We start from the raw sequence: 19,592 nt of genomic DNA, 5'->3' as shown, positions 1-19,592 counted from the left end.
TGATTAAGAAAGATAGAAAAAATGCTTAAAATAGATTCTAGACAACTTAAATGTAGAAAAGTGGAAGTATATAAATTGTGTAGAAATTGAAAGAGTATTCTTTATGAGGTACAATATTCCTTATGAGTATTAAGGAGGCAGCAGGGTTATGCGAAATAATTTTAAAAAGATATTAATCGTAGTTCCAATCATCTTGTTTTTATGTATGTCTTATATGGGAACTATAGTAAGAGCAGAGGATAAAGTAAATCAGACAAGTACGGATATAAGTAATAATGAAAATCAAACTAATACTAATATAGCTAATACACAAAATGATAATAAAACAAATACCACAAATAATAAAAGTGCAAACTCAACTTCAAATAATTCAGAGCAAAGTCAAAGCAGTGGGAATGTGAGTAAAACTGAAAATTCATCAGCAGTTAAAAAAGAAGAGAATCCATTAACAGAAAATATTTCAGGGTGGAAGAATATTAATGGAAAATTATATTATGTAACTAAAGATGGAATAGTAAAAGAAAAAGGCTGGTTTAAGGAAAAAGATGAAAATCCGAATGAAAAGAATGATAATGAGTACTATTTAGATGAAGATCATTCTGCAGTAACAGGCTGGAAAGAAATTCATAAATCATGGTATTACTTTGATGAAGCAGGAGTTAAACAAACAGGTTGGAAATACATAAAATACAGCTGGTATTATTTTGATAAAGACGGAATAATGCAAACTGGATGGATTAAAGGTGATGGAAATAGATATTACTTTAATGATGAGGGTGTAATGTCTATAGGAAAAAAATACATAGATGATAAATGGTACTTTTTTGGAGCTACGGGTATTCTCCAAACAGGTTTTTATATCAATCAAGGAAAGCTCTATTATTCAGAAAATGATGGAACAATGTCAGTAAATGAATGGGTAAAAACTAGAAGTAGTAAGTATTATATTAAAGCAGACAGTAGCGCTACAACTGGAAATGCAATCATAGATAATGTAGCAGAAAGATTTGATGATAATGGTAAATACATAGGACCTGGAGATGTCAAAGAACATTTATTTATAAAATACCTAAGTGTTGGAAATGCAGATTGTGCTTTTATCAAACTTCCAAGTGGAGAAACAGCATTAATCGATACTGGAACTCCGGAAAGTTCACAAGATGTAATTAATTTCTTAAAAGAGCAAAACTTAAAAAAAGATGATGGTAAAGGAGTAGTTGATTATATAATAATTACTCATGCACATTCAGATCATATTGGTGGACTAGCGTCAATTTTGGAAAACTTTAATGTAAAAAAAGTTTATATGCCTGAAATCGCAAAGATGAAAGATTGGTATTCAAATATAGAAGTTACAGAAGAAAATAGAGCCAATGTAGAGATGATGAAAATAGATTATAACGTTTATAATGATGCGGTAAAAGCGATGAAAGATAAAAATCTAGAATTCACTAATACAAAAAAAGGTGAATTTATTGATAAAGATAATGTTTTACAATTTGTGGAATCGGATAAGAATTTTGGTCCAATAGGAACTCCTCAAATTGTAGCAGATTATTGGGGAGTTAATGAAAATTCAGCAATAGTATTTTTAAATTATGGAGATTTGAAAGCATTATTTGCTGCTGATATGGAATGGAATTCAGAAAAGGACTTCTGGAAAAGTGATTTACTACAAGGAAAACAAATTGATGTACTAAAGGTATCTCACCATGGTTATGATACATCATCTACACCAGATTTCGTAAGATATTTAAAACCAATAATGGGAGTTATAAGCAGAGATAAAGATGGTAGCACAAAAGGTATTGCTTATAAGAACTTAGTTTCAAATGGAGTAACTATATACGAAACAAGTGCAAAAGATGGAGTTTCAATATATGCGACCCCAGAAAATTGGACTGTCGGAAAATAAATATCTAAATTCTAATGCAACATACAATAAAAACATGTCCTTATTTCTAGTTATATATAAATTAATTATGGAGTAGGATTACCTATTAATATGAAGTTAAAATAAAAGCATATTTTAAACAACTTCTATAAAAGAAATGGTTATAAATAAATTGAAAACAAAAGCTCCCAATAAACATCTTGCGTCTATTGGGAGCTTTCTTTGGAAATAAGCACTAAATTAAAATGATAAACTTTAGTGCTTGAGTATTATGGGGTACGAATATTATTCTAACCATTGTTAGAAGATATATTCATAATTTTAAAAAAGTTTCTATATTATTATAAATTTTTTACTAAGTATAGATAATTAATCTTTATCTATATCATTATTTTCATCAGAAAGCATATCCTGTGTATAATCAAATTCTTGGTTAGATATATTGTTAACAACGATTGAGTCAGTAGCTGGATTTGGCATATTTATTGGGAAATCTACACCTGTTCCGCTTTCTACATCTTTATCACTTGGGCTATAGTTAGTTCTCATCTTTGGTAGATAAGGGTTAACGAAAGCATCCTTCTTATCATCTCTTACATCAGAAGTAAGAGATACTTTTTCTTTATCCATTATAATCACTCCTAACTTAATAATAATGTATGTGTTAAATTTCTAAGAAGAAACTTGTGATTTATAGTATGAATCAACTATAAATCATATTAATAATTTGAAATATATATCCTATACCAGAAATAACAATGTTTCTCCTTTCGGTTGGTTATATATTTTTAAGATAGAGTTACATTATATCGTCATATTTAGATTCATCAGAATCTCCATCAGCGTTAAGGTCAATAAGCTCTGTATCTACATTTGTTCTTGATATATTTGCGTTGCTCTTACTCTTAGCATTTCTTTCATTTAAATTAGTAGTAAAATCTACGGTTGCATTTTCAGAAGATTCTAATCTAGCTGCTTTATAATCAGCTATGCTTTCATAATCCTTTATACCTCGTTCTGCGGGGATATTATCTTTACTCATAAGAATCACTCCAATCTCTATTAAGTATTTGGTTAATTATAGTAATGTATCTGGTTTGGAGGAATTTAAGTCGTTGGCTTTTTCGATGCTTTCTTCACTTGGACGATTATCAGCTTTTGAGCTTGGTAAATAAAGTTTCTTTAATTTCTCTATATCAGAATCACTAGGTTCCTTTGAGTGGACCTCTGGTATTTGTTCGTGAGGAGAAAGGTTTTGTGCTTGACCATATGGGTTTTTATCTTTACTCATTATAATCACTCCTTAATTAATTTTTAGCTTGAAAATGATTTTGTAATTTTAGTATTCTCCTTGATATTCATGTTCATCACTATCGTGGTTCACAACATTAGAATATTTTATTATTGTAGGAATTCTTTCAGTAATGTCTGATTTTTGTTCTTTTTTAATACTTCTATCGCTGGAATTATAACTGCTCTTTGAGCGCGGTCCATTAGCACCGCCTCCTATATTTCTAGCATAAGAAGAAGGTTCAGATTCTGATGAATGAATATCAGTTAACTTGTTAGTATCATAATCACCAGGTGTTGGAGCATAAGGCGCTTTATCTTTACTCATAGTAATCACTCCTAACATAATAGTTTAAATTTAGCTATTAATGGGCATTATTAAAAGCTTGAACATAATTCAAATAAAAAATAGCTACGTTTTATTATTTGAAAAAATAATAATATTAATTCATGGAATATTCAGATTTAATTAATGAAATATTTAGATTTTAGACAAAAATCATGGTAGAATTATATTATATTGGGACAAGGGGGAATTTTATGAATAAAAATATCAAACGTATAATTGCACTTACTCTTACTATTAATGGATTTTCAACAGTATCGTCTATGACATTAGGTGAGAATTTTGATATTATGACTAAACCTGTTTATGCAGCATCATATTCTCCAAGCACTGGAGAATTGAAAACATTAAAAATAAAATCATTAGATGGAGACACTCTTGATTTAAGAGAGAGCTATAACGGAGATACAGTAAAATTAAGTGAAGATAAAGAGTACTATACAAAGCTTACTGATGATAGTGATGGAATTAAAATAGATGCAGATGTAAAAGGTGGAGATTACATTGTTAAAATATTTACATCTGATAATGCTGATGCAACAGCGTATAAACCAGGAGATGAAATTTTACTTGGAAAAGGTAATTCAACTATTTATATAAGAACCTATGAATCTTTATCGGCATACAGGGATGCTAAAGATAAGAAAAAAGATGTAAGAATCTGTGAAGAGGAATATACAATAAACTTGAAGAAAACTACAGAAAGTTCTTATGAGGACAGCAATCAGGATTCTATTTATTTAAGCAGCCTTAATCTTAATAAAGGTGACATAAGTTTTATAAAGCAAAAAACTGCTTATGATGTTAAGGTAGATTCATCTATTGATGAAATAAAGATTACAGCTAAACCAGAAAACGAGGATGATAGAGTAAGAATAGATGGAGATCTAGTAGATGACAGTGATAACTACAGAAAAACTATATCTTTAGATAAAGGTAAAAACGAAATTAAAATAAAAATTACGGATAATAAAGATAATCAAAGAACATACACTTTAAATATAACAAGAGGCGATGTTTCAGATAATGAGGATGATATATACCTAGATGATCTTACTATAAGTGAAGGAGACCTCGATTTTTCAGAGGATGATAATACTTATGAAGTTAATCTTAATGAAGATGTAAGTAAGATAACAGTAACTGCGCCGCCAGAAGATGAAGAATATTTGGTTACAATTAATGGAGACGAAGTTAAGTCTAATGATGACTATGAAAAGAATGTGTCTTTAACTAAAGGTGAAAATATTATAAAGATAGTAGTTGAAGACGAAGTAAATGATAAGAAGAGGACTTATACATTAACAGTAAACAGGGGTAAAGCTGAGAACAACCAAGGTAATCAAAATACCGATACAGATACAACAGGTAAAAAATCACAATGGGTTCAAACCAGTGAAGGTTGGAAATATTACGATGAAAATGGAAGTATATTAAAGAATTCATGGTTGTTTGATAAGGAACAAAAAGTATATTGTTACTTAGATAAAAATGGACTTAGATTAAGTGGTTGGTTTAAAGATAATGAAAAGTGGTATCTAATGGATAATAAGGGAGCAATGCTTACGGGGTGGCAATATACAGACGGAAAGTGGTATATGCTAGGCACGGATGGAGCAATGAAGACAGGTTGGTATAAAGAAGAAGTTACAAATCAAAGTAGTGCCAATACTTCAACAGAAACAAATGCAAATCCACAAAATACCACAAAAATTGAAGAGGCATATTATCTAAATGCAGACGGATCAATGAAGACAGGTTGGTTATCTGATAATAGTAAGTGGTACTTCTTTAATGCAAACGGAACAATGCAAAAAGGATGGTTAATTGACTATAATTCAAAATATTATTTAAATGAAGATGGAACAATGGCAACAGGAACTAAAACAATTGGTGAAAAAACTTATAAATTCAACAATAATGGAGCTTTAATAATTTAAAATCTTCCAGGATGCAAAGATTTATAAAATGTTAATAATTATATAACAAAAAGTTTAGAAGTATATAGTATTATTAGATTTATATAGTAATATAGTTATATATTTATAATTAATTTAAATTGTGATATCATGATTATATAAATAATGAATATACAATTATATGAAAACTATCCATATATTAAAACTTGTATAAATAAAAGATGTTATATAATTTAGAACAATATGCTAGGAGGAAGATTATGCATAAAAAGATTAAACATATAATTGCTGTAAGTCTTGTGATTGGAGCAATTTCATGTGTTTTGCCAAGTAATAACTTTATATTTGGAAGTGTTGAAGCTCATGCATCAACCTATAAAGGCGCTGGTAATGGGGAGTTAAGTTCATTAACAATAACCAGAAGTACAGGAAGTGAGCTTGAATTACGTGATAGTTACTATGGTGATGAGAAATCATTAACAACACAAAAAGATTATTATGTAGAACTTACAGGTGCTGATGGTTTTGAAATATCAGCAGAGGTAAAGGGAAGTGGATACGTAGTTAAGCAATTTACCTCAGAAGGTAAAACTGAAAAAGGTGAAAATGTTGGTGAATACATTGATGTTGATTCTAGTTATGAAACTGTTTATTTAAGAACTTATAAAACTGAAGATGCATATAAAAAGGCATATGATAATGGTGATGTAACTAATTGTGAAAAAACTTATGTGATACATGTGAAAAAGCCAGTTGTAAATTCTGATGTAGAAGAAGATACTGATCATGCATATTTAGCTAATATTCATTTAAGTAATGGAAGTATTGGTTTTTCAAAGAAACAAACTGACTATAATTTAAGTGTAGATGAAGATGTTGATGAAGTAGTTGTTAAAGCAACTCCAGAAAATGATGATGATTTAGTTGAAATTAACGATAACTCCGTAGATGAAGATGATGACTATGAAAAAACAGTAAGCTTAGATAAGGGAAATAACATTATAAAAATATATATTGAAAATGATGATGATGATGCAACTTATACATTAAATATATATAGAGGAAAAAGTTCAACATCAGCTGCTGAAACAAGTACAAGTTCATCAAATGGCCAAAGTTTTACAATCCAAACTGACACTAACAAATTTAATGCATGGCAAAGAGTCAATGGAAAGTGGAAGTATATAGATGGAACCGGAGAAGCTTTAAAAAATAAGTGGTGGTTTGACAAAAATACAGGAAAAAACTATTACTTAAAAGAAGATGGATATATGGCTACAGGATGGCTATCTAACAATAATAATTGGTATTATTTCAATGAAAATGGAGAAATGCAAATAGGCTGGATAAGCTTAGATAAAAATTGGTATTACTTAAATAAAAGTGGAGTAATGCAAATGGGTTGGTTAGAAGATTCGTCTGGTAATTGGTATTACCTTGATAGCAGTGGAGCAATGAAAACTGGATGGATTGAAGGCGCAGATGGAAAGTCTTATTACTTAGATTCAACAGGAAAAATGGCTAATGGCACAGTAGTGAATAGATAAAAAATAGTATTTAAATTATTATGAAATAATTGAATATGATATATAAACAAAAAGATCTAATATTCGTTTATGGATTAAGAAAGAATTAATAAAGTTTAAGTGGACAAGTTGCATTAAAATGGTAAAATTAAGTATATTAAGACAATAGATAAAATGGAGGAATAAAAATGAATAAAAATATAAAAAGAGTTATTGCTATAGCATTAGCTATTGGAACTGTTTCAGCCTTTACACCAGTTTCAAAGGTTAATTTATTAACTACAAAGGCATATGCATCAGATGATGATGAAAATGATGACACAACTATAGATAGTCTGGAATTAAAAACATCAAGTGGAAGTATCATAAAGCTTTATGATAGTGATGATTATGAAGATAAAGTAGATGAAGATGAGATAGATGATGGTGAGACTTATTTTGCCAAAACTTCTTCTAAAACTATTCATATTTATATAGATGGTCCAAGTTCAAAATATGTTAAAGTATTTAAGGGAACATCAGATTCTGTTAAGGGAAAAAGCTTAACTAATGATATTGATTTATCATCAGGAACAACGACTCTTACTGTAAGAGTATATGACTCGAAGCCTGATTCTGATATAAAATTTGAAGAAGATGATGATGTAGAAAGTGAATATACCTTGAAAATCAAGTATACTGGAGACTCTTCAACTTCAGATGATGATAATGCAGACGATTATGATAATATTTATTTAGATAAACTTAGTATAAATAGTGAAAGTGTTTCTTTATCAGAATCAAAGGTTACATATACTTATAATGTTGCTAGTGATATAGATGAAGCAACGATAAAGGCTGTACCAGAAGATGAAGATTATACAGTTACTATTGATGGTGATGAAGTAGATGATGGTGATAAGTATAAAAAAACAGTTGACTTAGATAAAGGTGAAAATGAGATTGAAGTAAAAATTGAAGATGACGATAGTAATGAGAGAGTATATACATTAAAGATAAATAGAGGAGGTACTTCTACAACTACTTCAGGCAATACTGCAACTTCAACGCCCAATAATGCTTCTGATGTATCTACAGTTAAAGCTAGTCAATGGGTGCTTGTAAATGGAAGATGGCAATATAATGATGCAACAGGAAATCCAGTAAAAAATAATTGGTTCTATGATAGAAATTATAATCAAAACTATTTCCTACAAGCTGATGGAAGTATGGCTACGGGTTGGTTAAGTAATAATGGAAAATGGTATTACTTGGGTGCTGATGGAGGTATGAAAACAGGTTGGATAATAGATGGTAGTAAATATTATTACCTATATGCTGATGGATCAATGGCTTTTAATACTACAATTAATGGATACAAATTAGGTTCTAGTGGAGCTTGGATTGGATAAATTTATTATAGGAGAACACTTTATTAAGTGTTCTCCTTATTTAATTAAACAAGTTTATAATATTTAAAAATTTCTAAAATATAATAGTAACAAAGGTATGATACTATGGTAAAATATACATAAAAAGCAATAAATGGGGGAAAGAAATGAATAAAAAAGTTAAACGTATAACTGCAATCATTCTTACTATTAATGTATTTTCAGTAATAGAGCCTTCGAAATATATAGGCTTTATGTCGACCAAAGCCTATGCAAGAATTACAGGGGCGGACTTAGAAAAGATTTCATTAGGGATAGGAGATATAAAGTTTAAGGAAAAACAAACTGAATATACATTACAATTAGCTTCATCAGTAGATGAATTGAAAATCGGAGCAGTCCCGAAAGAAACAAGTAGCAAAGTTGAAATAAATGATGAAGAGGTATATGAAAGTAATAAATACAAAACAGTTGTAAAATTAGATAAAGGAAAGAACAAGATTACTATAAAAGTTGAAAATGGATCTAAAAAGAAAACGTACACAATAACTGTTATTAGGGGACAGGAAGAGGAGATTAAACCAATATATTTAAGCAATATAAGTTTAAGTGAAGGGGATATAACTTTTTCTAAAGATCAGATGTCATATGATATACGTGTTCCGTATAGTACTGATGAGGTAAGTGTCAAGGCAATACCAGAAGACGATAATTATGATTTGGATATAAACGGAGTACCTATAAATGAAGATAATAAGTATAGAAGAACATTATCTCTAGAAAAAGGAGACAATAAAATAGATATCAGGGTACAGAGTGATGATGATCGTCAAAAAATATATACATTACATATAAATAGAGAAGAAACAGAAATTAAGAATCAAAATTCATCTACAACACCTTTTAATGATAATAATAACAATACCGTCATTAAGAAAGGCTGGGTATTAAACAAGGGACAATGGTTCTATATAAATGAAAGAGGGAATAATGAAAAAGGGTGGCTGCAAGTCAATGGGTTGTGGTATTATTTGGATATTAATGGATCAATGAAGACTAATTGGCAAAATATAGGTGAAGAGTGGTATTATTTTAATTCTGATGGAACTATGAAAGTAGGATGGTTAAAAAATACAGATGGTAAATGGTACTATCTTTATACTTCTGGAATTATGGCAAAAAATACAATCATCAATGGCTATAAATTAGATTCAAATGGAGCCTGGATAAAATAAGATGCAAGGAGGAAAAATACGATGAATAAAAAAGCTAAATTTATAATATCAACTACAACATTGGTTATGTTTTTTTCTGTACTCCAATTACTTAATAATTCAATAATGCCAAACATGGTATATGGAGCAGTATCTACGTATTTACTTGCAGATAGAGGGGAATTAAAGTCGTTAGAAGTACAATCAACAGAAGGAAAAAGCCTCGATATTTGTGATGATTATGATGGATATAAGAAAGATTTAACGGATGAAAAAACATATTATGTAACTCTTGATTCAAATATTGATGGAGTAAGAATAGTGGCGCAATCGGCAGGTGATGGTTATGTAACAAAGATATTTGAATCTGATAATAAATATGCTACACCTCATAATATCGGAGAAAATATATCTGTTAGAGAAGGGTCGAGTACACTTTATATAAGGACATTTACAAGTGAAGAGGCCTTTAAGAGAGCAGTAAAGGATGAAGAGGTTACTGATTGTGAAAAAACTTATAAAATAAATATAAACAAAGCATCAACAAATGAAGAGGACAAGATTTATATAGATAAATTGACTGTAGACAGTGATTATAGTCAAATACCTATTGGTTATAACAAAGATATTCTTTTATATAACATTAATGTTGATAAAAATGTAGATGAAATTACAATTAAAGCAGAACCTGAAGATGAGGATTATACCGTGAAAATTGATAGTCTTAAAACAGGGGAAGATAGAAATTATGAACGTACGGTGCAATTAAAGCTGGGGCAAAATCAAATTAAGGTTAATATAACAGATGATGGAGATAAAACAAGAACATATACTTTAAATATAAATAGAGGAAGCACATTAAATAGTTCTAAAAATACATTAGATTCCAGCATAAAAAATGATGCTAATAGTATTAAAATAAATCAATGGGTAAAAGTGAATGATAGATGGCAGTATAATGATTCTGTAGGAATTCCACTAAAAAATGTGTGGTTTTATGATAAAAATAGCGGAAAAAATTATTATCTTCAAGCAGATAGTAATATGGCAACAGGTTGGCTCTTGAATAATGGAAATTGGTATTATTTAGATCAAAGTGGAGCAAGGCAAAGTGGATGGTACTTAATCAATAATCAATGGTATTACTTTGATACTCAAGGAGTAATGAAGACAGGTTGGATCAGAGATATGGATGGAAAATACTATTATCTTCAAGAAAATGGAGTAATGGCAAGAGATTCAATGATTAATGGATATAAATTAGGCGTGGATGGAGCTATGATTAAATAAGGTACTATATTTTGATGAAATATAAAAGTGCAAATATATAAAAGGAAAAGTTAAACTATTAGATATTCTCAATAGTTTAGCTTTTCCTTTTATAAATTTATTGAATAAAGGACTTAAAACATATTTAATTAATAAACATACGAGAAATTATGTAAGAGATACAAGTACAGTAGAATGAAATTAATTTAAGTTAGATAAATATAGTGAATATATTTAGAATATATCTTCAAATATAAAAATAAAATAGGAAAGCAAGTAAAATAAAAAATAAAATTAAATTTAGGTAATAAAAAAGTACCTAAAATAAACTGGATATTTGTATTATATAATGACAATAGAGGGTACTAAAGGTAATTTAGGAATATAAATAGTTAATTTCTAAAATATCTAAAAAATATAAAAAAATTTTTAAAAAGGTACCCAAAATAAAATTTAAACTTGTATTATTTAATGACAACTCAGGAAAGTTTAGACAATATAGTAAATTAAGAAATATAATAGCAGTTTGTGTACAACATGGATCTAATATGATATACTGTCATAACGAGTGTCATTTAATATAAATTACATATGAAACAAATTGTTTAATATGAATATTATAACAAAATATGCACTTTGAGGCATTATATAACTTTACACGGTTGTACAATAATGCTATAATTTATCTGAATTTAAAAATTTAGGAGGGAATAACAATTATGTTTAAAAGAGCAAACAAAATTACAGCTTTACTAGTAGCTGCTGCATCAATCATGTCAGTAGTACCAGCTATGGCTTCTGAAAGATTAGGAACTAAAGACGGAACTATCGAAAATGCTATCGCATTTAAAGATGGTAAATATATCTATGAAGGATATAAATCAGACGATGAGGATAAATCAATCTATTACAATAATGGATCGAAAGATAAGCAATTAGAAGATATCGAAGATTCAGATATCCAAGGTATTTATGGAGATAAGTATGCTTTCTTAAATGACAACGGAGATGAGTATTTAGTAGATTTATCTAGCGGATCAGTATCTGATGATGAAACTCCAACAGATAAACAAGAAAATCTTGAAACAAAATTAGAATCTAAATTAAAGAAAACAGACAGATATGATACTGGTACTACAATAGCAGCTAATACTATCGGTGGAGCTAAATTTGCTGGTCAATGGTATGAGTATGCAGCTACAGGAATGACTGGTGATGCAGTTGCTGATGGAGATCTTGTTGGCGGTAAATTATTTGGATACTCTGATGAAGCTGGAAACTACATTGATGCTACTAGAGTAGCTAATATATACACATACAGCTATGCAAAGAAAAAAGTTGTTAAAGTTGAAAACTTTAACGATAAAAATGATGATGCTGGATTAAAAGTTACTTTAAACAATCAACCAGAAGTTTTAACTCAAGATAAAGATTATATCTATTCACTTGTAGATGTAACAGTTACAACTGATGCTAGTGCTGCTGGTGTTGGTGGAACTCACACTGAAAAATATTTACAAAAAATTTCTAAAGCTCAAGGGGATAAGAAAGACGGCGCTTATATACCAAAGAGTGTAGATTCTTACATGCTTGATAACAAAACATTATATGATAATGGTGATGCAAGTGATGCATACAAAGCTATGTTAACTGCTGATGATGGTTATGCTGTAGCTGATAACATCTATAGAGTTGTAGATGGCGTGTTATATGTAACAAGAGTTAAAGGCGATAAAGTTAAAATCTTTAAAATAAAAATGACAAAGATTAAAGAAAATGCTGTAGATGCAGATATTAAAGCAGCAGCTGGTAAATTAGATGGTTATGTTCTTAAGAAAGATGGAGACACTGACCAAGATCTTCCAAACGCAAGTGCTGTTTCAATCGATGTAGATGGAAACACTTGGGCTATAAATGAAGGAAAAATCTACAAGTTTACAGGAACAGATAAGAAAGAAGTTTATACTTGTGACAGATCTCTTGATAGATTAAGCGTATACGATGAAAAGAGCTTAATCGCTTGGGAAGATGGAGAAGATGTTTACACAACTGTTGGTGAAGGAAAAGCTGTAACAGAAACAGAAGCTCCAGCTGCTACTCCTGCTAAAGTTGGCTGGGATAAATTAGCTGATGGAACTTGGAACTTCTACGATGCAACTGGTGCTAAAGTTGTTAACAACTGGGCAAACGTTGGTGGAGTTTGGTACTTCTTAAAAGCTGACGGAGCTATGGCTACTGGTTGGTTAAACCAAAACGGTACTTGGTACTACTTAAATGCATCAGGAGCTATGGCTACTGGTTGGTTAAATGACAATGGAACTTGGTACTACTTAAATGCATCAGGAGCTATGTTAGCTAACACAACTGTTGATGGATATGTATTAGGTGCATCAGGAGCTTGGGTTAAATAATTGAAATTTTTATAGTTTCGTATAAATCCATTACTCTATGAGTAACTGATTAAGTTGACAAGTTAAAATTGGACGAGGTTATACCTCGTCCTTTTTTTACAATGTTTAATATATGAAATAGGAGGAATGTTATGAATAAAAAATTAAAAAAAATACTTGCAATATCATTTATGACAACTGTTTTCTCAACAGTTGTGTCTGCAAATCATTTAAGTTTATTTACTATGACAGCTTATGCAGCAGATAGTGATATTTATTTAAGAAGCTTGACTGTGGATGGAGAAAGCATTGATTTATCTAAAAGCAAAACGAGCTATTCTGTAGATGTAACTAAATCAACAGATGAAGTATCAGTTAAAGTCGCAACTGAAGATCAAGATGATGTGGTTACAATAGACGGAGATAGTGTAGATGATTTTGATGAATATAGCAGCAAAAGATATAAGGCAACAGCTAATTTAGATGAAGGTAACAACACTTTTAAAATAAAGGTTACGGATAAAGATGGAGATAATGAAAGAACATATACATTAAAGATTGACAGAGGTGGGAAGAGCCCAGAAGATGATATATATCTAGAGAAAATCTCCTTAAGCGAAGGTAATATTTCTTTTTCGCCAGATAAAACTTCGTATGATATAAATGTTGTTAGTTCTGTTAGTAAATTAATAGTACAGGCCAAGCCGGAAGATGAAGATTATACAGTTGAAATTGATGGTGATGAGGTAGATGAAGACGATAATTATAAGAGAACCATTTCTCTAGCAAACGGAGAAAATGAAATTTCAATAATAGTTACAGATGACGAAGATAACGAAAGAGAATATACTTTAAAGATAAACAGGGGAGGTGCAACATCTTCAACTGTTACAGGAAAAATAGATGATAAACAAGATCCTATATATTTAGATGATATAAGTATAAATGATGAGTATATTAAAAATTTTAATGAGCAAGTAACATCATATGAATTAAATGTAAAAGAAGATGTTGACAATATAATTGTTAAAGCACCGCCTGAAGATGATGATAATGTTGTTAGAATTAATGGGGATAGAGGAGATTCTAAAAATAGAAAAAGAGTAAATTTAGATCAAGGAAAAAATATAATTGAGATTAGAGTTTCAAATGAAGATACCTATGATGATGACAATTACGAAGAAAGAACATATAAATTAATAGTATATAGAGGAACAAGTGAAGGTAGCGCTACCACGATACCAAGCTCCAATACGAATGTCACAGCTAAAACTAGCCAATGGATAATCAATAATGGAAAATGGCAATATAATGATGCTCTAGGAAATCCTTTAAAGAATATGTGGTTCCATGATAAGAGTACAGGGTATTGGTATTATCTAGATGCTAATGGTGATATGAAAACTGGATGGTTCCAAGATGGAAGTGGGAATTGGTATTATCTATATCAATCTGGTGCTATGGCTTATAACACTATGATTGATGGTTATAGATTAGGTGCTAATGGTGCTTGGGTTAGGTAAGAATTCTTATAATTGAATAATGATAAGAAAATAGAATTAACAAATTGCAGTAGATGGTTTATGTGATATAAGACTATCTGCTGTTTTTATATATGTTAGAATTTAATAAAAGAAAAAAATATTACTGGAAACGAAATTTCCAGTAATATTTAAATGATAAATATGATATTAACATAAGGCTATATAGGGAACTAGTACTTAGCAAGTTTATTTCTATTTATATAGTTAAGGGCAACGCCAACACCTAAAACTATCCAAAATATTGGAGCTACGCTTACAACCGAATCATTGAAGATTCCAGCAAATAAATATCCTATAACACCTAAGCAAGTCAAAGAACCCAATATTTGTGGTTTATTATAATCATTTTTCAAAGCATATAATTTTATACTATCAATGATATAGATTATCATAATACCTAAGAAGGCTATCAAAGCGATAATGCCTTCATTTAGTGCTATTTGTAAGTAAAGGTTATGTGGCTTGTCTACAATTGTATTAGGAGTTCCATAAGCATAATATAAACCTATTAAATCATTTTGAGGGAATCTAAAAACAAAAGTATCTGGACCGCTGCCTAATATTAAATTATTTTTAAGCATAGGAATTGATCTAGACCAAATATATCCTCTCATGGAACCAAGTTTTTCTTTACCTTTAAAACCAAAGGTTTCAGGATATACAATGTCAACATCCTTTTTACTGTTTGCATTTACTAAATGCAGAGTATCATCACTTTTTAAAAGAAACATAAATACTGGGGAACCGTCAATATTTAAAAGAAGTCCATCATTTCTAGTTGATCCAGGAGCAAATTTTCCGTATCTAAGCGTAATGTTTTTAAATAAATCATCAGTTGTTGCATATAGCTTATCTCCCTTAACGAAGTTAATAATTTCATCTTTGGAATTTCTAAATACATAATTACTATTTTCGTAAGATATTTTTAAGGTTTCATTTTGCAATATAACCTGTACATCTTTGTCTGTATATTTTAAATCTCTAACAGGAGTGTGATCTCTGTAATCAAAGTCACTTGTATCTTTAAAAACACTAAAAGTATCATTTATTAAACCTGGAATTCTTTCGAAAATAGCGCCTTTTGTTGCAAAATTAAGCCCTACGGAAATAACTAATATGGCGATAAAAAATATTAAAAGAGGTTTCCATTTTGTTAGAATTAATTTCCAGAAAATAATAACAGCAAAAAAGGTAGCTACAGAAATACCAATAATCCCAGCACGAGAAGTACTTCCGAATAATAGCCATACAGAAAGAAGAGAAGCAATTCCAAGCATCATTTTATACATAATATCTTCATCTTCAAATAATGTTAATCCGAAAAGTATAGGGAGTACAATGGCGGCAAAACTACCTACATAGTTGTAGTGGAATAATGTTCCATATAATTTGCCTTTTTCATATAATAGATTTAATTTATCAGCGCCTACAATTAAAGAACCAAATTCACTTTTAATAAGATCTTGTCCAATGTATTGAAAAAGTCCTAAAAATGCATTAATGCCTACTAATATAAACATAGGAATAACTATACACTTATAATCATTTGTGGTTCTAAATGTATAAATTGAGTAAATAAATAGAGCGAAATAGCAAGCAATAGTAATAAAACCTTCAGCTCTATCATATATACCCCAAAAAGCTACTTGTCTATGAGTTGAAAATACTGAGGATAGAAGAGTAAAGATCAAAAATATGCTTCCTAAAATTACAATTGAATTAACAATTTTATCTGTTTTCTTAAAGATTTTTTTAAAAAATACTATAGAAATAGCAATCAGTATAATAGAAAAAATCATTAATAAAAAAGCTTTCTTTTGTGAGAATAATTCAAATTTAGCAGCTTGACCAAATATAATTAAGGTGTCTTGATCAGCATTTGTAGGAGACATACGAACAATTAAGGGGACAATTCCTAGTATAAATGCAACTGGAAAGAAAAAATCGAAATTTTTTTTCTTAAAAAAGTTTTTAATATTTTCCAAATTTCACACATCCTAATATAGTTATTTTTGTAGTTTATCGTTATAAATATGTAATATTATAACACTCTAAATAATCTATTGCAATTAACAAAGAAAGCCACATTCTACAAATGTGACTTATACTCATTACAAATGATGTTAATAACATTAGGTAAAACAGCCTCTAAGGAATAATTTTTAGATATCTGTCTACTTTTATTACTCATGTTATGTTGCAGATTTTTATCGTTATAGATGATTTTTATGTAATTACAAAATTCATCTATATTATCATATTCAAATAAAAAACCATTTTCCTTTGGAACAATTAAGTCAGTATGACCTTTTACTTTTGACGCAACAATAGGAAGACCGATAGACATAGCTTCCATTATATTAAAAGGAAGCCCTTCACTTCTACTTGAAGACACACACACATCTGCTATATGGTAATAGTCTTTAGTATTCCGTGTGTAACCAGTAAAAATTACGTTCTCGCTAATATCTAAATTATCAGAATAAATTTTTAGTTCGTTTAAAAATTGTCCGTCGCCCAATAAAAGTAATTTGATATTTTTTAAGTCATCATTAACTAATTTGTTAATTGAATCTAATAAGAATTTTTGATTTTTTCTATTTGAGAATTCAGCTACATAAACCAAAATAAAATCACCTTCTGAAAAATTGAACTTTTTTCTAAGGTTAATTTTATTTTCGTAAGAAATTGAAGGGAAGCGAGATAAATCAATACCCATTCCGTTTATCAAATATAAATTATCTTTATATAACTTATGTTTTTTTGCAATATCATAATCTATAGAATTCATCACCATTATTACATCAGTAACACATTTAGTAAGCTTTTCAGCTAAAAGCATAATGGATCTCTTTAGAAAAGAGGTTTTATCATCAAATAAATAGCCATGAACTGTATTTACAACCAATTTAGGTTTTTTATAACACAACATTATTCCAAGCCTTGTAAAAAAAGCTGCAAGAGAAGTGTGAATACTTATAATATCATAGTTTTCTGATTTGATTGTTTTTGCTATTTTAAAGGCTATAGCAAAATTTTTAACTGAAAACATATTTTTTTCAAAGGCAATGGGTATTATTTTATCAGCATATAAAATTTCTGCTTTGTTATTTGGTTTGCCCATAACATGTACAGCATACTCTTGCTTATTAAATTCATTTAAGTATGGAGTATGAAAGTTTTCTATATGAGATAAGGTTGAGGCTACAAAAAGTATTTTTTTCATAATTGTACTCCATTATCGTTAATAGTTTCAGTGTTGCTTTTCATAATCTGCTCATTGTTCTTAAGTCCCTTGAAAACAGTTTTGAATAATATACTTACATCCATTAGTATATTCCAATTTTCAATATAATGTATATCAAATTCGATTCTCTTAGTAATTGATGTATCACCTCTATAACCATTAACTTGAGCAAGCCCGGTTATACCTGGCTTAACTTGGTGCTTTACCATGTAAAGCGGAATTTCGTTTTTAAAGTTCTCAACAAAATGAGGAAGTTCAGGTCTAGGACCTACTAAACTCATATCACCTTTTAGCACATTAAAAAATTGAGGCAATTCGTCGATGGAAAACTTACGAATAAATGAACCGAATTTAGTTTTTCTAGGGTCAGTATTTGTACTCCAGCCTGTATTTTCTTCACTGTTCACTTTCATTGATCTAAACTTATACATTGTAAATAATTGTTTGTTTAAGCCTACGCGGTTTTGTTTAAATATAACAGGTCCCTTAGAAGTTAATTTAATAGTTATAGCAGTAAGTATCATAATAGGACTTGTACATATTATTAAAATTAGAGAAGCAATAACATCTATAGATCTTTTTATAAAAGCATTTCCTAAATTATCTAAAGGTATCCTTCTGAGGTTAATAAGCGGAATGTTTCCAATCTGATCTATATATGGCTGACTTGGAATGTACTTATAACAAAAAGGAATTATAGAAATTTTTGTACCACTTTTCTCACAATCAGAAACTACATTTTCAATATATTTTGCATCGGATATATCAAGGGCACAAACAACTTCATCAGGTTTATATTTATCTAGAACCTCATATAAGTCATCATAATTACCAAGTTTTTCACCTATAAAATTTGCATTATTTGCAACATATCCAGAATAGCTATATCCAAAAGCTTTGTTACTTTTAATAACTTGCAAATACTCATTTGCAACTTCACCTGCACCAACAATAATTACATGCTTTAAGTTCAAACCTTTAGCTCTAATATTTGATAAAACTTTTCTTAATGCAAATCTTTTAAGAGTAATTAAAGTGATATTTACAAAGTAAAAATTAACAATAACCCATCTAGAGATATCTACTAATCTAAAAATAAAATACAAAGATAATAAAATCACTGTAAGGATTGTATTAGCTTTTATTATTTGGCTGCATTCCTTAATAAAAGCTGTTGTTCTAAAAGAGTGATATAAGTTGAAAAAATTAAAAACAATTAAATTTATTGGAATTATTAGAATAGAAAACTGAATATATGTAATTAACTTAATGTAATCTGTATCAGGTGAAAAAATATAAAAACGAATTAAATACGCAAAAGTCATTGATATAAACAAAATGATAATATCTGAAATGGCATTAATTCTATTTAATAGATTCTGATTTTCTTTAATCATCTATATCATCCTTTATATTTAAATTGTGAATTAGCAAGTTAAAATTAATTCGTATTAAAACATACTTTTAAAATGCTTGATTAATGGTCTTCAAAATAATGAATCATATCAGATGTATAATATCATTTTATATATGAATTTGCAATAAAGCATAGATTATCATGAGAAGATCAGCTGTATAAAAAT

General features: G+C 29.3%; 15 protein-coding genes. 8 read left to right on the top strand and 7 right to left on the bottom strand.

Annotation, left to right across the window (positions count from 1 at the left end):
- Positions 1–148: 148 nt before the first annotated feature.
- Complete coding sequence (locus D2A34_RS04620) at positions 149–1,915, top strand: MBL fold metallo-hydrolase (protein WP_119365886.1); 1,767 nt, start codon at positions 149–151, stop codon at positions 1,913–1,915.
- A gap of 348 nt (positions 1,916–2,263) precedes the next feature.
- On the opposite strand, the gene D2A34_RS04615 is transcribed toward D2A34_RS04620, so the two are convergent.
- The 4 genes from D2A34_RS04615 to D2A34_RS04600 all read right to left on the bottom strand — a co-directional run bounded on the left by D2A34_RS04615 (position 2,264) and on the right by D2A34_RS04600 (position 3,512).
- Positions 2,264–2,524, bottom strand: a complete 261-nt coding sequence (locus tag D2A34_RS04615; protein ID WP_119365885.1) for a hypothetical protein — start codon at positions 2,522–2,524, stop codon at positions 2,264–2,266.
- A 169-nt stretch (positions 2,525–2,693) separates the two neighbouring features.
- Complete coding sequence (locus D2A34_RS04610) at positions 2,694–2,936, bottom strand: hypothetical protein (protein ID WP_119365884.1); 243 nt, start codon at positions 2,934–2,936, stop codon at positions 2,694–2,696.
- A gap of 36 nt (positions 2,937–2,972) precedes the next feature.
- Positions 2,973–3,185, bottom strand: coding sequence for a hypothetical protein (locus tag D2A34_RS04605; protein WP_079441031.1), 213 nt, complete (start codon positions 3,183–3,185; stop codon positions 2,973–2,975).
- A gap of 48 nt (positions 3,186–3,233) precedes the next feature.
- Positions 3,234–3,512, bottom strand: coding sequence for a hypothetical protein (locus D2A34_RS04600; protein ID WP_119365883.1), 279 nt, complete (start codon positions 3,510–3,512; stop codon positions 3,234–3,236).
- A 212-nt stretch (positions 3,513–3,724) separates the two neighbouring features.
- Between D2A34_RS04600 and D2A34_RS04595 the strand changes: the two genes are divergently transcribed.
- The 7 genes from D2A34_RS04595 (at position 3,725) to D2A34_RS04565 (ending at position 14,741) form a co-directional block, all read left to right on the top strand.
- Positions 3,725–5,470, top strand: coding sequence for an N-acetylmuramoyl-L-alanine amidase family protein (locus tag D2A34_RS04595; RefSeq protein WP_119365882.1), 1,746 nt, complete (start codon positions 3,725–3,727; stop codon positions 5,468–5,470).
- A gap of 239 nt (positions 5,471–5,709) precedes the next feature.
- Complete coding sequence (locus tag D2A34_RS04590; RefSeq protein WP_119365881.1) at positions 5,710–6,996, top strand: N-acetylmuramoyl-L-alanine amidase family protein; 1,287 nt, start codon at positions 5,710–5,712, stop codon at positions 6,994–6,996.
- 167 nt (positions 6,997–7,163) lie between these two features.
- On the top strand, positions 7,164–8,366 hold the full coding sequence (locus D2A34_RS04585; RefSeq protein WP_119365880.1) for a cadherin-like beta sandwich domain-containing protein: 1,203 nt from the start codon (positions 7,164–7,166) through the stop codon (positions 8,364–8,366).
- Between the two features lie 146 nt (positions 8,367–8,512).
- Positions 8,513–9,580 carry a cadherin-like beta sandwich domain-containing protein gene (locus D2A34_RS04580; protein ID WP_119365879.1) on the top strand — a complete coding sequence of 356 codons (1,068 nt, stop codon included), beginning with the start codon at positions 8,513–8,515 and terminating at the stop codon, positions 9,578–9,580.
- Positions 9,581–9,601: 21 nt separating this feature from the next.
- A complete protein-coding gene (locus D2A34_RS04575; RefSeq protein ID WP_119365878.1) occupies positions 9,602–10,849 on the top strand; it encodes an N-acetylmuramoyl-L-alanine amidase family protein in 1,248 nt (415 codons plus the stop codon).
- Between the two features lie 698 nt (positions 10,850–11,547).
- Positions 11,548–13,239, top strand: coding sequence for an N-acetylmuramoyl-L-alanine amidase family protein (locus D2A34_RS04570; protein ID WP_119365877.1), 1,692 nt, complete (start codon positions 11,548–11,550; stop codon positions 13,237–13,239).
- A gap of 131 nt (positions 13,240–13,370) precedes the next feature.
- A complete protein-coding gene (locus D2A34_RS04565) occupies positions 13,371–14,741 on the top strand; it encodes a cadherin-like beta sandwich domain-containing protein (RefSeq protein ID WP_119365876.1) in 1,371 nt (456 codons plus the stop codon).
- 191 nt (positions 14,742–14,932) lie between these two features.
- Here D2A34_RS04565 and D2A34_RS04560 read toward each other — a convergent pair whose 3' ends face one another.
- The 3 genes from D2A34_RS04560 to D2A34_RS04550 all read right to left on the bottom strand — a co-directional run bounded on the left by D2A34_RS04560 (position 14,933) and on the right by D2A34_RS04550 (position 19,406).
- Entirely contained in the window at positions 14,933–16,747 is a 1,815-nt protein-coding gene (locus D2A34_RS04560) for an O-antigen ligase family protein (protein WP_119365875.1), read from the bottom strand.
- Positions 16,748–16,851: 104 nt separating this feature from the next.
- Positions 16,852–17,988 (bottom strand): glycosyltransferase, encoded by a 1,137-nt coding sequence (locus tag D2A34_RS04555; RefSeq protein ID WP_119365874.1) that lies wholly within the window; start codon positions 17,986–17,988, stop codon positions 16,852–16,854.
- A complete protein-coding gene (locus tag D2A34_RS04550) occupies positions 17,985–19,406 on the bottom strand; it encodes an undecaprenyl-phosphate glucose phosphotransferase (protein WP_119365873.1) in 1,422 nt (473 codons plus the stop codon). The genes D2A34_RS04555 and D2A34_RS04550 overlap by 4 nt, the downstream gene beginning before the upstream one ends.
- Positions 19,407–19,592 lie beyond the last annotated feature (186 nt).

This window comes from Clostridium chromiireducens (assembly GCF_003575225.1).
In the GTDB taxonomy this organism is placed as follows: domain Bacteria; phylum Bacillota; class Clostridia; order Clostridiales; family Clostridiaceae; genus Clostridium; species Clostridium chromiireducens.
This window is presented reverse-complemented; position numbering and strand designations above follow the sequence as displayed.

What these genes read in the sequence shown, in the direction of transcription:
- D2A34_RS04620 (WP_119365886.1), top strand. Translation starts at nt 149, where the DNA reads ATGCGAAATAATTTTAAAAAGATATTAATCGTAGTTCCAATCATCTTG.
- D2A34_RS04615 (WP_119365885.1), bottom strand. Translation starts at nt 2,524, where the DNA reads ATGGATAAAGAAAAAGTATCTCTTACTTCTGATGTAAGAGATGATAAG.
- D2A34_RS04610 (WP_119365884.1), bottom strand. Translation starts at nt 2,936, where the DNA reads ATGAGTAAAGATAATATCCCCGCAGAACGAGGTATAAAGGATTATGAA.
- D2A34_RS04605 (WP_079441031.1), bottom strand. Translation starts at nt 3,185, where the DNA reads ATGAGTAAAGATAAAAACCCATATGGTCAAGCACAAAACCTTTCTCCT.
- D2A34_RS04600 (WP_119365883.1), bottom strand. Translation starts at nt 3,512, where the DNA reads ATGAGTAAAGATAAAGCGCCTTATGCTCCAACACCTGGTGATTATGAT.
- D2A34_RS04595 (WP_119365882.1), top strand. Translation starts at nt 3,725, where the DNA reads ATGAATAAAAATATCAAACGTATAATTGCACTTACTCTTACTATTAAT.
- D2A34_RS04590 (WP_119365881.1), top strand. Translation starts at nt 5,710, where the DNA reads ATGCATAAAAAGATTAAACATATAATTGCTGTAAGTCTTGTGATTGGA.
- D2A34_RS04585 (WP_119365880.1), top strand. Translation starts at nt 7,164, where the DNA reads ATGAATAAAAATATAAAAAGAGTTATTGCTATAGCATTAGCTATTGGA.
- D2A34_RS04580 (WP_119365879.1), top strand. Translation starts at nt 8,513, where the DNA reads ATGAATAAAAAAGTTAAACGTATAACTGCAATCATTCTTACTATTAAT.
- D2A34_RS04575 (WP_119365878.1), top strand. Translation starts at nt 9,602, where the DNA reads ATGAATAAAAAAGCTAAATTTATAATATCAACTACAACATTGGTTATG.
- D2A34_RS04570 (WP_119365877.1), top strand. Translation starts at nt 11,548, where the DNA reads ATGTTTAAAAGAGCAAACAAAATTACAGCTTTACTAGTAGCTGCTGCA.
- D2A34_RS04565 (WP_119365876.1), top strand. Translation starts at nt 13,371, where the DNA reads ATGAATAAAAAATTAAAAAAAATACTTGCAATATCATTTATGACAACT.
- D2A34_RS04555 (WP_119365874.1), bottom strand. Translation starts at nt 17,988, where the DNA reads ATGAAAAAAATACTTTTTGTAGCCTCAACCTTATCTCATATAGAAAAC.
- D2A34_RS04550 (WP_119365873.1), bottom strand. Translation starts at nt 19,406, where the DNA reads ATGATTAAAGAAAATCAGAATCTATTAAATAGAATTAATGCCATTTCA.